Genomic DNA, 15,543 nt, shown 5'->3' with positions numbered 1-15,543 from the left:
TACAAGGATTTCTACGGATTTTTGTTTGTGGCTTCATTATTGTATGCCTGTATTTGTAAGCTAGCAAGAATTTACAATCCCCGCAAAAGGACATTTATGCACACAATCATCACTCAAAGTGAATTTTTAGAATCTAGTGCGTTAGCCAAATATCTCTCAATGGATAAAATCGCTTTACTTGACGATTTAATACATAAGGCAAAAGAAAATAATCTCAAAAGCAAACATTTATACAAAGCATTTAATGGAGTCTTTGTGCGTGGGAATCTATCCCTACTCAAAAAGCCAAAAGTAGCCATCATTGGCACAAGATCGCCAAATCAATATGCAAAACAAATGACTACACAACTAGCAAACACGCTTTCACAAAAAGGCTTTGTAATCGTTAGTGGTGGGGCTATTGGCATTGATTCTATCGCACATTTAAACGCGAATAATAATGCCATTCTTATTTTGCCCTGCGGTATTGATGCAATCTATCCTAAAGAAAATGCTACTTTGATTAATAATCTAGCACAAAATGGACTAGTTTTAAGCGAATATAGCGGCACCTATAAGCCCATGAAGCATACATTTTTAGAGAGAAATCGCTTGATAATTGCATGGAGTGATATCATAATCATACCCCAAGCAGATATAAAAAGTGGCTCAAGCTCATCGGCAAATCTAGCCATAACCCTGCAAAAGCCCCTTTTTGTATTGCCCCATAGATTGCATGAAAGTCGCGGCACACAAGAGTTGCTACACGCACAGAAGGCACAATGTATCTATGATATAGAATCTTTTGTAACAAATGTCTGTGAGATTCACAATATCGCCTATATGCAAGAGATAAAAGACCCGCTCTTAGAGTTTGCATACAATAATGGATTGTTTGAAGATGCCTTAAAACTTTTTGGAGATTTAGTCTTTGCGTATGAACTAGAGGGTAAGATTAAACGCAATGGTTTATATATTGTGCCTTGCTAATATATGCTAAGCAAAATGCGGTTTTAACTAAGCAAGGGCTTAAATAATAGAATCGAATCCTAATTTCCATACATAGCTAGATGATCGAGCAATTATTTACTATCATTATCGCCGAGTTGTTCCTACAAAGTATTCAAAACAATGATCGCAAGTTTTATGACAATGCTGAGTTTGGCCATATTGCAATCACCACAGAAAAATCAAGAACCAACTATAGAATCTTTGATTGCCGATGAAAGTTCCAAACACTAAAAGACAAAGATAAAAACCTAACAAAAAACAAGGGCTAGAAACAAGAACACAAAATTTCACAAGCAACAAGACTTTATAAACTTCCTTAATGTCAAACTCAAAAGAGCGTATATTTAGCAAAGTGTGACACATTTTGTCCTAGATGCGATAAAGCATATTGAGAAAGCTATACTCTCTAGTATAAGATTTTGCTTATTTTCTTGTAAGTTTCAATAATGTGCAACACTATGGTGCCTACCCCCCCCCCCCGTAAAAATGCAGTGATTTTAGAATCTTTTATGCAAGTGCTTTGCTTAAGTAATAATGTTAAGCAAGGAAAGATTCTATTATATGCTAAGATAGTTTATTGATGTTTCAGTAATGAGAATCTTAAATGTCTATTATACTATCTTGCCAACATGTCTTTATCAATCTTGCATTTCTTTGTAATTGCAATATAGTTTGTAGTGATAAACTGCTCATCGGTTTCCCTGTAACTATCAATGTGATATAAAGTCGCATTAGGCAAGATTCTATAAATTGCCATATCATTTTTACTAAAGAAATACCAAAAATCCTGAAAAAATGTGCGTGTGTCAATATTACAACCACCAAACTCAAAAGTAACCATATCAATAGCTTTGTTTGCAAACATAACTTTCGCACCATCTAATACATCAAGCTCGTGTCCCTCCACATCAAGCTTCAATAAGTCTATGTGCGAGATGTTTTGTGTTTTGCAATATGTATCAAGTGTGCTAAGTTGAATTTGCTCTGTTTTGTTAAAGTCAATATTAAAATGATCGAGTCGTCTTTTTGTAAGACTTGCGAGACCAGAACCATCGGCATTTGAATATAGGGTTGCTTTGGTTTCAGCATTTGATAAACCAAAATTATTAAGAATTACTTTTTCGTTATTGCTATGTGTTTGTAAGAGTTTTTCAAAAGTATAGTGCGATGGCTCAAAACAATGGATTTTAAAATCTAGCGTATTCTTATTTTGAGAGGTTTGCCCCCCCCCATATGTCGCAAACACAATGTTGTGTATTTGCCCACATTTGCACCTGCATCAAAAATACAAAATGAGGTCTTATTGCTAAAATATGAATTTTTCAGCAAGATATTAAAAGCTATCTCTTCCCCGCTATCAAAGACTTCTCCACCAGAGCCAATACCCAAGGCATTAAGTGAGCGATTAAGTATCTTTGTGTGCTTACGCATTGAATAAAACTTATGAAACATAGAATCTCCCTTAAACAATAATTAAATAATAGTAAATAAAATTATACTATATTAATCTAAAAATAGATTCTGCTATCTCCAAACCCCATACAATCTACTTGCATTGCCTACAACACTAATAGAGCTAAGGCTCATAGCAAGACTTGCAAGCATTGGATTTAGCATAACTCCAAAAGGACTAAATATTCCCATAGCAATGGGTATGCAAATGATATTGTATAAAAATGCAAAGCCTAGATTCTGTTTGATATTATGTAGTGTTTTTCTACCTAAATGCAGTGCTTCCACAATGCCTAGTAAATCATCTCTAAAATAGATAATATTGCCATACTCAATACTTACTTCACTCCCACTTGCCATAACGAGTGAAAGATCAGCCTTTGCTATCGCAATAGAGTCGTTTGCCCCATCGCCTATCATAATCACTTTATGCCCTTTTTCTTGCAGAGATTCTATATATCGCATTTTATCTTCTGGCAGACACTCTGCCTTGTAAGGAATGCCTAAAATATCAGCGATATAGCTCACATTTTCTTTCATATCCCCGCTTAGAATCTCACATTGAAAACCGCCTGTTTTAAGCATAGCTATCATCTCTTGTGCGTATGGCTTTAATGCTTCTGCTAGATATATACGCCCTAGTAAAATCGCCCTATCCTGCATAATCTCAGCGATATACACGCAAACACAGCCTTTTATAGAATCTGTCTCAACAGATAGCCCTGCCCTATCCTTTAAAAGTCTCGCATTTCCAATCAAAAACACTCTCTCTTTAGAATCTATAAGCAGTTTAGATTCTATCCCTGCGTTCATGTAGTGTTTAGAATCTAGCTGTTTATAGAGTTGCGTATCACTAGATTTATTATGAAAACTCTCACAAATTGCTTTAGCGATAATATGATTGCTTGAAATTTCAATAGAAGAGGCAATGCGTAATAGCTCGTTTTCACTTATATTTTCCTGTAAGAATATGCTATGCAGACTAAAATCCCTTTTCGTTAAAGTGCCTGTTTTATCAAAGACTACATAGTCTGTTTTGCTTAGACTTTCAAGGCTTTGTGCGTTTTTAAAAAAGATTCCAAAGTGATTTGCCCTAGCGTTTGCAAAGAGTATTGCCATTGGCGTGGCGAGTCCTAAGGCACAAGGGCAAGATATAAGAAGTGTGCTGGAAAAATATAGCATAGCACTCTCTAAGCCCTCATATATAAACCAAAAGATTCCACTACAAGTAGCAAGAAGCATGACAAGCGGGACAAAAATGAGTGAGATTCTATCTGCAAGTTTTGCGATATTTGCTTTGCTTTCAAGGGTTTGCTCTAATAGGCTTTGCATTTTGCTGATTTTAGAATCACTTAAAGTATGGCTAACACAAGCAATTATGGGCGTATCAAGATTTAGCGTCCCTGCAAAAAGCTGCATACCTTTTTCCTTTTTAATAGGGATACTCTCACCGCTTAACATACTCTCATCGATATGAGATTCATTTGAATAAAGTATAGAATCTATGGGGATAAAGCTGTGTGGCAGTATGTGTATATAATCGCCTATTTGAAGATTATATGGTGAGATTTCTTCAGTCTTTAGGGCGGCTATATCGTGTGGATTTATGATTTTTAGGGCAATCTCACTTTGTCTTTGCAGTAGAGATTTTGCGTTATTTATAGCTTTATTTTTTGCGTTTTCTTCTATAAATTTCCCAAGCATAACAAAGTTTAAAATCACACAAACACTCTCAAAATATAAATGATTCTCTATGCCTTTTAGCATTTGTGCTAAGCTAAAGCAGCTATACAAAAAGCCTGATAAACTCCCCACACTCACAAGTGAATCCATATTAGGTCGCAGGGCAAATAACGCTTTTAATCCATGAAAATATATACTCCGCCCAAAGTGCATAACACAAAGCGTGATAAAAAGCTGTGTCAAGCCATTATGTATAGGATTATGCAGGATTTGCGGCAAGGGGAGGCTAAACATATCATGCAGCATACTTATATACACTATCACTAGGGATAGGATAATGCTAAAGATTAATCGCCTTTTATCGTTTAAAAGGGTGTGTTCTATGTAGTGATTTATTTTTTGTAGAATGTTTTGCTGCGGTGTCTCTTGCATTCTTTTGCGGGAATCTGCGGCGAGGGCTTGGTCATGTATTTTATATACACTCCCTTCGCCCTCACCTTGATAACCCACAAAATCATTGCAAGATACTTCCGCAGTGTTTTTATTGGTATTTTTTGTAGATTCTGTATTCTGTAAAAATTCGCCCTTGTCTATACAATTTGAACGATTGAGTGAATTAGAGGGGCAGTCATTATCGCTTAGATAACTCCCACCCTCTAATTCACTCAAAGCCTCCAAAGCCATAGAGCAATTACTAGAATTTGTGTTTTTGTTTGCGTGGTTTGTTAGTGTAGAATCTAGAATCTTGTCATATTGAGCCTTTGAAAAAGGCGAAATATCTTTACTAGATTCTATATCATTGTTTGTATGAATTGTAGAATCTAAATTATCCATTGTTTTAGATGTTTCGCTTCGCTCAACATGACAGACAGAATCTGTGTTTTTAGATTCAGATTCTATACAAGTTACTTCATGTTTTTTAGTATCATAGAGATTAGATTCTATTGTGTTGTTTTGTGTAGGTTTTGTATTCTCTATTTTTTGCGATTTAGATTCAGTGGCACACTCAAGCGGATTAGAATCTTTTAGCATATTGAAAGTGGGGCTAGAAGTTGTATGTAATGATTTTAGACTAAAGTTTGTATTTGCTTGATTTTTGTTATTTGCTAAAGTAAAGCTAGACTTTGGGGCAGGTTTAGCTTTAAAACCCAAAGATTCTATACATGATATTATGGAATCTATATCGCAAGTTTCTTTATCAAACTTTATTACTGCTGTGTTATTTAGGATATATACATTTGCTTCTTTTATGCCCTCTTTTTTTCTCAACTCATTTTCAATACTCGCAGAGCAGCTCGCACAACGCATACCAGAGATGGAGAGTCGTATAGATTCTAGAATCTTTGATGTTTCGCTTCGCTCAACATGACAAGTAGAATCTATGCTTATAGATTCTCTATTTTTTGCTAATGTGTGATTTATCGGCGGTGATAGTGGTGTTTGTTTTTGTGAGTTATCTGTTTGACTAAAGTTCATACTTTTCCTTTCAAACTACTTAGCTTGTGTTTCTTTCCCTTTCTTCCCATCAAACTTTACTTTAAAATCTCTATAAGGCGTATGCAATTTATAGGTATGAATATATTGCGGGATAAAGACTTCAAGCTCATTTATCTTTCGCATAATATCTATATAATAGGCTTGGGCTTGTCTATTTACATTCTCTCTATTTCTCCACGCAAAGCCTTTGTTATAAGACTTTATGATTTTGTGTAAATCGCCCTTATGGACTTTATGCCAATATCTAAGATTATCTAGTGCGATAGATGATGCAAACATAGGATCAGAAATAAGCATTTGCCCTACAACATTACGCAAAAACGAAGAATCTTGATAGCTTGTATATTTTCTAATCACATTAGGAATATGCGCGTGGTATATCCCAGCAGATGGATCAGAGAAATTCAACAAATACTCCCCCGCACACGATTCTTTCCATGCGATTGCTGCCATAAGATAGCCAAAGCCATGATCTCTACCATAATAATAAGCATACATTAATACATCTTTTTGCTCTTTAGTAAAGTCTTGCAATGCGACACAAGTGCCTTCTATCTTTATGGCAATTTTTTCTTGGGCGACTAGATTCTGACACAATAGCACAGAGATAGCATAGCACCAAATCGTAGTGATAAATATTCTTTGCACCTTTTAGCCTTTTTCACTTTTATTTGCTAAAATTATACAATCAATTTAAAAAGGCATGAGTATAATGACAGAATTATTTATTGAAATTTTCACAGAAGAATTACCCGCAATTCCACTTTTAAAAAATCTAAGTAATATCAAAGAAAATTGGAAAAAGATACTAAAAGATAATTATCTTGAATCTCATTTTGACTTTTTCTACACACCGCGAAGACTAAGCTTTATCCATAAAGATTTTGCATTAAAACAACCTGACACAAAGACACAATCCTATGGACCACCACTTGCTATTGCCTATGATTCTAATAATAATCCCACAAAGGCAATGCAAAGCTTTTTGCAAAAAAATAATATCACCAAAGATATGGTAAAAACAGCGACTAAAGATAATAAGGAAGTGCTATTTTATGAAAAAGAAGTAAAAGGGATAGAATCAAGTAATCTTTTAGAATCTATGGTAATCACCCTGCTTCATTCACTGCATTTTGGTAAGAGTATGCGTTGGGGTGATTGCAAGGATAGCTTTATACGACCAATACGAAATATTTGCATTATGCTAGATAATAAAAATATCCCTTGCAATGCTTATAATATACAAGGAAACAATCTTATTTTTGCACATAGACAAGCAAAAGATACAAATGGAGAACAAAAAAGTCATTATGCTACAAGCATAGAATCTTACCTTGATTTTCTCTCACAAAATGGCGTGATACTAGACCAAGATAAGCGTAAAGACTTAATACTACAAGAGATAAAAGAGCTTGAAAATAAACATAATATAAAAGTAGAGATTGATACAGACTTATTGCAAGAGATAGTAGCGATTACAGAATATCCACATGCAATGCTAGGAATCTTTGATGAGAAATTTTTAAAGATTCCAAAAGAGATGATTATAACTTCTATGAAAGAGAATCAAAGATATTTTGCGGTATATAAAGATTCAGAACTTTTTCATGGCTTTGTAGTTGTGAGTAATTCTTTTGGCGGTGATTTCTCACTTATTACAAAGGGGAATGAAAAGGTATTAAGAGCAAGGCTTGAAGATGCTATGTTTTTCTACACACAAGATATAGATTCTAAAATGGAGTTTGGAAGTCTAGATTCTATTAGCTTTATGGAGGGGGCTGGAAGCCTTGCAGATAAGATACTACGAGAGCAAAACATGGCAAATAGCCTCATAGCCTTGCTTAACACAAAGCAAATAGAATGCAGTGAAAATGAAAAAGCCCTTGTAATACAAGCCCTGAAATATGCAAAATGCGATTTATTATCCCAAAGTGTGGGGGAATTCCCCGAGTTACAAGGCATTATGGGATCATACTTTGCAAAAGATTGTGGCATGGAATCTGAAGTCTGCCTTGCAATAAGAGAGCAGTATCTACCAAATGGCATACAAGCAACTTTGCCTAGCAGCAAAATCAGCGCACTTGTAAATATGGCAAATAAGCTTGATACCATTTTCACACTCTTTAATATCAATAAGATTCCAAGTGGCTCAAAAGACCCCTTTGCACTAAGACGACAAGCTACGGCGATTCTAAAAATCGCACATCAATTTGGCTTTGACTTAAGCATAAAAGAGATATGTAATCTAGCAGGTAAAGATTATAGCAACGCAAAGCAAAATATGCTTATAGACTTTATGATGGAGAGAATATATGGAATCTTTCCGGGCGTAAATCCTAGCATTGTGCGTTGTGTGCTACTTATGGGATTTGGCATCACACAAAGCTTTGATAAGATTCTAGCCCTTGCTTCATATTTTGAAAGCGTGGATATCAAATCTGTGATAGGCACTTTCAAACGCGTAGCAAATATCCTAGATAACGAGAATCTCACTAAAGATATAACACTAAACACAAGCCTATTTGAAGAGAGTGAGACAAAACTTTATAATAATCTCATGGCATATACAAACAACAAGAAAATAGAAATTACAAACAATACTCTAGATTCTGAATCGTATTTAGCACAGATAGAGAGCCTATTTTCACTTAAAGATGATTTAGATTCTGTATTTGATAATGTCTTAATAATGACTGATAATGCAGAGTTAAAGCAAAATCGCATTGGCTTAATCACACTTGTATTTAAGGCATTTATGGAATTTGGCGACATGCGTGAAATCGCGGTGTAGATTTAGAATCTGTTGTGATTTTAGCACCAGCAAATCTAAAGCTCAATTCCAAAATCAAGGGAAAATCATCTTAGATTCTTAGCCCTATTCGATCACAAAAGGTTTAAACGATACAAAAGACACATTAAGTCTCTCTAATTTTAGAAACTTGATATACAGACATAAAAAAACAATAGCATACTAAACGATAAATAGAAAAGGCTTTATGTATCTATTTGATAAATAGGTAATATATTATATTTGCTGTCATTTCATTGCTTTCTATTATTTTACTTGTCTGTATTTCACTCATCTTTTGCAACCAAAAATCTGTCAGTGTAGTTGTATGTGCCAGTGTGTATTGAATCTTGTTTTCATTTCTATTAGACTCTATCATAGCTTTATGCACTATATCTTCATCTAGATTAAAGGCGGGGGCAATATAACCCATAATGCAATCAATTGGCATGGCATTCTCTGTCTCTATATCTTGCAACAATGAATTAAGAAATGCAAATCCCCCCTCAATAATCTTAAACCCACTACTTGGAATCTCCCTAGCAGATCGAATAATAGATACATTTCTATGGGCTATATTATAGTTTTTGAGATCCTTTTCTTGCATAGTTTTACTTAAGATTAAAATCTTTGGATTTATAGAATCTTGTTGATAAAATGGCAGTGAAAAACGCGTATCAAGCAATGGATTATCATCTCTCAAAGTAGCCCCAGATATGATAATGTAGTCAGCAACGCAACGCATATTATGCGTAAAGATTCTAGAATCTTCATTGCTAATAATGCCATTTTTATAATCGCCATGCAGTCTATGTGCGATCTTAAATAGAGTAAAACTTCGCTTTTTTTGCCATTGCAAAAAAGGAAAAAGAAGTTTGTGTGCCTCATCTCTTAAGATTCCATGTGTAATGGGAATATGTGCCAATGTGTTAGCCCCGCCACTTGCTTTTGGTGTGCTATCTTCATGAGCGATAATAATTCGTTTTGGTGCTATTGTCTTTAAGAGTTCTGCACAAGGTGGTGTTTTGCCATAATGATTGCATGGCTCCAGTGTTACAAAAAATTCGCAATTATGAAATATACCACTATGATAAGCTGTGATAAATTCATGTATATGTTTAGAATTTTGCATATTTTGTAATGTATTTATAAGATACGATAAAGTATTATCTTTATTTAACCCCTGTTTTTTACAAGATTCTAAAACTACTCTTTTAGCTACTTCATCATGTGTAATTTTATATAAAAATGCTTCTTTGCATGCAAGCACTTCGGCATGTGGAGTGCCAGCCTTTTTGTGTGCTTGCAGTGCAATTATTGTATTATCACAAAGCACAAGCGACCCAACACAAGGATTTGGCAGTGTCAATGTCTGAAAACTCCACGCATAATCTAGTGCAATACGCATAAAAAAAGAATCTGAATCATACTTCATATCTATACTCCATGCTAGAATTATAGATTAAAATCTTTCTAAAAACAAGGGTATGTATATATTGCATTCTCGCCATAAACGCATAAGATTTACATTTTACTGAGATTTTATCTCACACTCACATTTGACAGATTCTATACTTTTAAGAGAGCAGTTTGTTATTTTACATACACAAATGTAGCGGTATTTTTAGAATCTACTAGATATTTTTCCGACCACATCTTGCATGTGTGAGTAAGTCTTTTGCCCACAATTGCTAGATTCTAAAACATATCCCACAAGCTAACAAGTAAGCACAATAATCATTTTATCCTTTAGTTTTTGAGTGAATATTTGCTGGATAAAAGGTAGCTGAAAAATCTTACCTTGCAATACGATAGTATCATGTGTTGCGTCTATAATCTCAACAAAGGCATTTGCTAAATCACACGCCATGCTATATGCTAATCCATACATATCTAGCCCGCCTATGCGATATGCCATAGCAATGGATAATGCCTTTGTATAATCAAGCGAAAAGCCTTCATCATCTTTTTTAAACTTAAAGCCTAGCTCACTTACATGTGGGAATTTAAAATCTTTTGCAAGTTGCAGTATATGTGTGGCTTGAAAATTTTCACTTAAGGCATTAAGACTAGATTCTAACCACGCATTAATCATGCTTAACTCACTCTCAAGCAATTCAGCATCATCTAAAATCAGCCCAAAAAGGCTAAATATATCATTGATATTCTTGCTTACTCTTTCAGTATCACTAAGCTTCATTAGACTTTCAAAGCGATTTTTCATTATCTTTTGATAGTTTGCATATAGCCTTTTTCCTTGCTTATTCTTGCTTTCATAGCCTTGTAGTGTTAGCTTTGGATTGAGTGAGATAGAGCAAGTTAATAGCGATTTATATTCATTATTTTCATAAGTTAGCATACTGCTTTCATCTGTATTTAAGTTTATAAACAGGCTTTTTGTGCTTTTTAGTGTGTTTGCAAAATCGATATATTCTTGCGTATTTTTTATGGGAGATTCTAACTTTTTGAGAATTAGGGGGATAATTTTTGGCATGAACTTTTCATTAAGAGTAAAAAAGCTTTTATTGCTTAAGGGTTTTTCAATATTGCCAAAGTTATCCCAAAAGTTTGGTTCACTGCAACCAATACAGCCATGTCCGCCTTGCACAGGCCAGCTTGTCTTTGCGTTGAATTTCACTTTCGGGCAGTTATTGTAAGTATATGGACCTTTACAGCCGACTTTATAGAGACAATAGCCCTCTTTCATATTAGAATCATCAAAAGATTCTACAAAATCACCAGCCATAAAAGAACTTTTTCTCTCGCATAAATCATGCACACTTTTGCTATACGCCCATAATGGTCGTTTCAGTGTATCAAGGCTAGGAGATTCTGCAAATAAATAGTAATAAAGCAGTGTTGCTACAATGTTTTTATCACTTGGCGGACAACCCGGGACATTGATAATCTCTCTTTCAAAAATCTCACTTAAAGCATGTCCATTTGTAGGATTTGGATACGCACTCTGAATCCCGCCAAAGCTAGAGCATGTCCCAATGGCAAATACCGCTTCTGCATTATGTATTAAATGCGAGATTTCATCATAGCCATTTCTATCCCCAAGCGTGATATAATCCTTTGCAAAGCCCATAGGAATGCTGCCTTCAACAAGCAATACATACTTTTCATGTGAGTTTGCATGCTCCAATGCAGCAACCGCCCCATGTCCGCTTGATACCATCACTAAATCATGATAGACAATCTTAAATATATCAAAGAGTAAGACTTCAAAGCTAGGCGTCTCTGTCCTTAATAAACTCTCACTACACCCCGTGCATTCTTGTAAATGTAGCCATACCACCTTTAAATCGCCCATATATTCTAGAATCTCTACGCAAGTATCAAGCATGGTTTTTGGCACACTGATGAGTGAGAGTTGCTCTTTTAGCCATGCTTTTGTGGAGTCATTTTGTAATATTGTGCTTTTTGTCGTGTGTGATAGAGCTTTTAAACGATTTTGTAACTTTGCCTCAATCTCTTCTTTTTGTAATGCTGCCATTGTCTCTCCCTAATATCCATGGTATAGAATCCGTAGTATTGTATCACACTTTCATGTATTACAGATATAAATTCCTATAAGCTTGTATGTGGTTTTCATGCGTTATAAAAGATTCTAAAAGTCGGTTTGCCATAATTACTTCATCTAAAGTCTTGCATTTATGATAAAATATCGCATTTATAGCACTAAACAATAAAAGGCTTGTTTTGACACAAAACTCACAACAACACACAAACAACAAAATATATAACTTTTTAAAGACATTCTTTATAACATGTAAGACAAAGCATTTTCTTGTATTGCGACATGCGACTACATATTTACATACTACTTCTTTATTACAAGTTTTATTTTGCTATCCATTTTATATTTTTTCCCCATTATTGCTTTCTAGGATTATGCAAGGTGGGGTTACCCAAGCAATACCTACACAAACATTAAAAAAGCAAACAAGATTCAAAAAAATACTACATAAAGCAATGGTGGGTATATGTTTTGGCTTTCTATTTTGGTTGCCATTTTGGTGCTTTATATTAGAATCTATTCTGCCACCTATTTTGTATGGAATCTTTTGTGTTTTTTTAGTGACTTTTATGCTGTATATCTGTGCTATATTGATACGCTTAAAGGTAGAATCTCATAATAACACACTAAGTAAAAAGCCCCTAATTCACGCTAAAAAATATCTCGTTGAGACTGCATTGCCCCTTTTTCTCGTGTTTATAATACTTTGTGTTGGAATCTTTTCTTTACTACATAAAAATACTTATATAGGTGTTAGCTTATGCTATCCATTAAGCATTGCTATATTTTTATTCATGCCGCGAATGTATCGCTTTTGGTTTGGGTTTTTTGCGGGGATTTTTGGATTCTATTGGATGACACTTAGCTTTCGCTTTGAGGGTTTAAGTCTGCTTATACCTTTTATTGTTATTTGCGTGGGAATTATTTATGGTTTGTTTTTTTGGATTCTATTATATTTTCAGAATCTAGTATGGCGTATCATCGCTATGGCATCACTTTTTATTCTTCATCCGCTTGATTTTAATTGGTTGAATATTGCGTATTTAAGCTCATATAGCGTTTTTGAAGCATCACTTTTAAGTCTCTTGTGCGTTGCTTTTGCGTGTTATTTTATCATCACAAAAAGTGCCCTACAACTCCTTGCCCCATTATTATTACTCATGTCTTTAGACTATGATATGACAAGACAAGACCCAAAACTACAAGCAAAAATCATAGAAACACAATACAAACAAGATATGCGTTGGGAAGAAGAAAATAGAGAAAGTATAATCGCTAATAATTTAGAAGCTATACAACAAGCAATAGATGAAGGCTATCCACTTATAATCCTGCCTGAAACAAGCTTTCCTTTAATTCTAAACACGCAAACAGAGCTGTATCACAAGCTGCTTGATTTAAGCAGGCATATCACCATTGTAACTGGGGCTATGCGTGTGCAAAATATAGAACTTGGTAAGTTTTTAGATTCTAGTCATTGCGATACAAACAACACAGACTTGACACAGAATCTAGATTTTAATGCTTGTCATGTTGAGCGAAGCGAAACATCCAAAAGCTTGGAATCTAGCAAAGATTTTTCACCTATGGCTCAAAATGACAATAAACAGAATCTAGATTCTAAAACAAACCCAAAAACTACATACAACAAAATAGATTCTACAAACACACACAAAAAGCATTCATTACTTTTCACACTTGATACTTTAAAGCAAAGAGAAAAAACACTAGATTCTGATTCCATAGAATCTAGCTATATCAATACGCCGACTAAAGATTTTGGCTATTATAATAGTGTCTATATTTTCTCAAAAGGGTATAGTCTTATCGCAGATAAAAACGCCCTTGTGCCTTTTGGGGAGACACTACCATTTAATGCTATTTTATCGCCGCTTTTTGAAGAGATTTTTGGCGATAGCTTTGGATTCAATAAAGGTGATGAAATTATATCCTTTATCACTCAAGGCTTACATGTGGCTATTGCAAACTGCTATGAGGGGACTATGGAGCTGCCCTATAACACGGGGGCAAAATACATTCTCATGTTAAGCAATAATGCGTGGTTTTACCCATCAACACAACATTTTATGCAACAAATGATTGTAAAATATTACGCACGAAGCTTTCAAGCCTTTATCTACCACTCTACAAACCACACACCAAAGGCTATTATTACACCAAATAATGGCAGAGATTAGATTCTAAGGATTTTATAGAATTTTAGTGTTTTGTGTAGCGTATTGCTAGATGTGTTCTGTGTCAAAAGAGATTCTAGTTCTAAGATTACGATCTAAACTTCGTAGCCCACACAGATTTGTTAGAGAACTAGAATCTATATCAACTTGTTTGTTGTATTATTGCACACTATGTTTTTTATAGTATGAAAGGGATAATATTGTCTTGTAGTGAAATTAGAGCTTTAAAAGAGGCTTTTCCATATAGCCTGCCGATTATGGCAACCTATCTGTTGATGGGTGCTGTATTTGGTATTATGATGGCAAATGCTGGTTATAGCCCATGGATTAGTCTTTTTATGTCGGTTATTATTTATGCTGGGGCATTGCAGTATATTGCAGTGGCATGGCTTGCTGGTGGGGTTGGCTTTGTAAGTATTGCGTTGATTACTCTAAGTGTAAATGCGCGTCAATTCTTTTATGCGATAGCATGTCTCAAGCGATATAGCTTTAGTGGTTGGCGTAAATGGTATCTTATATTTAGCGTTACAGATGAAACCTTTGCGATACTGAATCTCAAGGAGCAAAAGAGCGCTCAAGCAAAGGTTATGCTAGATTCTACACAGCAAATCCATAATCAAAAGATAATGTTTTATATCTCGTTGCTTAATCATTGTTACTGGATTGCTGGTTGTGTATGTGGGACTATACTTGGCAATGAAATTAGTTTTATCCGTGATATACAAGGGCTTGATTTTATCGTGGTTGCGACTTTTTGTGTGCTTTTGTATGAAAATATGCGACTAAAAGAAAATATGTTGCCTATTGCTATTGGTGTTTTTGGCACTTTGTTTTGCTTTGTGTTAGATAGAGAGCATTTTCTCTCTTATGCGTTGGTTATGATTGTATGTGTATTGCTTATTGTTAGGAAATATATGCAAAAAAGGGGCATATAATCTCTTATTGTTTGTTTGCAAATGTGTGATTATATACTAAAGCTTTTGTCATTGTCTTTGCATGGATTAATAAAAAGGTATCTTTTATAACAAATTATTGCGTGTTTGTTGGTTTGGCATGTTTTAAACTCTGTATGAAATCTGGTGGGCTGTGGAGCAAAAGCACGATCAATAGAATCTTAGTTTCAAGCCAAGTTTCTATTGTGTGGCTTATGTGTAGTAAGTATCAAACTTAATGCTTATTTATGATAACTCATTGTATATCTGTATTGCTTCATCAATGTGATTGTTGGCATGTTGTATTCTGGCTAATTGTTCGCTAGTAAATTGTTTGCCATTTACGCATGTTATTGATTGTATCTCATCATCTTTGTATAAAACTTTCATTATCATATCATTATTTTTGTTGTAGAATCTTGCAATACCTTGTGCTTTATCGTCTTTGCATGGCGTTTTGGCTTTTAGATTCCCATTTTTATA

At 34.6% G+C, this 15,543-nt stretch carries 11 protein-coding genes and 1 pseudogene; 5 read left to right on the top strand and 7 right to left on the bottom strand.

Features of this window, described 5'->3' with window-relative positions:
• Nucleotides 1–96: 96 nt before the first annotated feature.
• Nucleotides 97–969, top strand: coding sequence for a DNA-processing protein DprA (locus T368_RS0104465; protein ID WP_004085802.1), 873 nt, complete (start codon nucleotides 97–99; stop codon nucleotides 967–969).
• 467 nt (nucleotides 970–1,436) lie between these two features.
• A complete protein-coding gene (locus T368_RS17075; RefSeq protein WP_272898110.1) occupies nucleotides 1,437–1,571 on the top strand; it encodes a hypothetical protein in 135 nt (44 codons plus the stop codon).
• Between the two features lie 35 nt (nucleotides 1,572–1,606).
• Here the strand turns inward: T368_RS17075 and T368_RS13250 are convergent, their stop codons facing one another.
• The 4 genes from T368_RS13250 to T368_RS0104445 form a co-directional block, all read right to left on the bottom strand.
• Nucleotides 1,607–2,236 carry an FkbM family methyltransferase gene (locus T368_RS13250; RefSeq protein WP_201798968.1) on the bottom strand — a complete coding sequence of 210 codons (630 nt, stop codon included), beginning with the start codon at nucleotides 2,234–2,236 and terminating at the stop codon, nucleotides 1,607–1,609.
• Nucleotides 2,185–2,442, bottom strand: a complete 258-nt coding sequence (locus T368_RS16300; protein ID WP_201798967.1) for a hypothetical protein — start codon at nucleotides 2,440–2,442, stop codon at nucleotides 2,185–2,187. Before T368_RS16300 ends, T368_RS13250 begins: the two co-directional genes overlap by 52 nt.
• 72 nt (nucleotides 2,443–2,514) lie before the next feature.
• Entirely contained in the window at nucleotides 2,515–5,601 is a 3,087-nt protein-coding gene (locus tag T368_RS0104450; protein ID WP_004085805.1) for a heavy metal translocating P-type ATPase, read from the bottom strand.
• 15 nt (nucleotides 5,602–5,616) lie between these two features.
• Nucleotides 5,617–6,270: a hypothetical protein gene (locus T368_RS0104445; RefSeq protein WP_004085807.1), complete on the bottom strand. Its 654-nt coding sequence runs from the start codon at nucleotides 6,268–6,270 to the stop codon at nucleotides 5,617–5,619.
• Between the two features lie 64 nt (nucleotides 6,271–6,334).
• On the opposite strand from T368_RS0104445, the gene glyS reads away from it, so the two are divergent.
• Nucleotides 6,335–8,413 carry a glycine--tRNA ligase subunit beta gene (gene glyS, locus T368_RS0104440; protein ID WP_004085809.1) on the top strand — a complete coding sequence of 693 codons (2,079 nt, stop codon included), beginning with the start codon at nucleotides 6,335–6,337 and terminating at the stop codon, nucleotides 8,411–8,413.
• A 211-nt stretch (nucleotides 8,414–8,624) separates the two neighbouring features.
• Here glyS and ribD read toward each other — a convergent pair whose 3' ends face one another.
• Together ribD and T368_RS0104430 are read right to left on the bottom strand one after the other, a co-directional pair.
• Nucleotides 8,625–9,845, bottom strand: a complete 1,221-nt coding sequence (gene ribD / locus T368_RS13245; protein ID WP_004085811.1) for a bifunctional diaminohydroxyphosphoribosylaminopyrimidine deaminase/5-amino-6-(5-phosphoribosylamino)uracil reductase RibD — start codon at nucleotides 9,843–9,845, stop codon at nucleotides 8,625–8,627.
• A 282-nt stretch (nucleotides 9,846–10,127) separates the two neighbouring features.
• Entirely contained in the window at nucleotides 10,128–11,909 is a 1,782-nt protein-coding gene (locus T368_RS0104430) for a hydrogenase small subunit (protein WP_004085812.1), read from the bottom strand.
• A 206-nt stretch (nucleotides 11,910–12,115) separates the two neighbouring features.
• Between T368_RS0104430 and T368_RS0104425 the strand changes: the two genes are divergently transcribed.
• Both T368_RS0104425 and T368_RS0104420 read left to right on the top strand, forming a co-directional pair.
• A complete protein-coding gene (locus tag T368_RS0104425) occupies nucleotides 12,116–14,131 on the top strand; it encodes a nitrilase-related carbon-nitrogen hydrolase (protein WP_004085814.1) in 2,016 nt (671 codons plus the stop codon).
• A 197-nt stretch (nucleotides 14,132–14,328) separates the two neighbouring features.
• Nucleotides 14,329–15,063: an AzlC family ABC transporter permease gene (locus tag T368_RS0104420; RefSeq protein WP_004084563.1), complete on the top strand. Its 735-nt coding sequence runs from the start codon at nucleotides 14,329–14,331 to the stop codon at nucleotides 15,061–15,063.
• A gap of 243 nt (nucleotides 15,064–15,306) precedes the next feature.
• On the opposite strand, the pseudogene T368_RS15875 reads toward T368_RS0104420, so the two are convergent.
• Nucleotides 15,307–15,543: pseudogene (locus T368_RS15875) on the bottom strand (hypothetical protein); the annotation flags it as partial.

This window comes from Helicobacter bilis ATCC 51630 (assembly GCF_000686565.1).
In the GTDB taxonomy this organism is placed as follows: Bacteria; Campylobacterota; Campylobacteria; order Campylobacterales; family Helicobacteraceae; genus Helicobacter_A; species Helicobacter_A bilis.
This window is presented reverse-complemented; position numbering and strand designations above follow the sequence as displayed.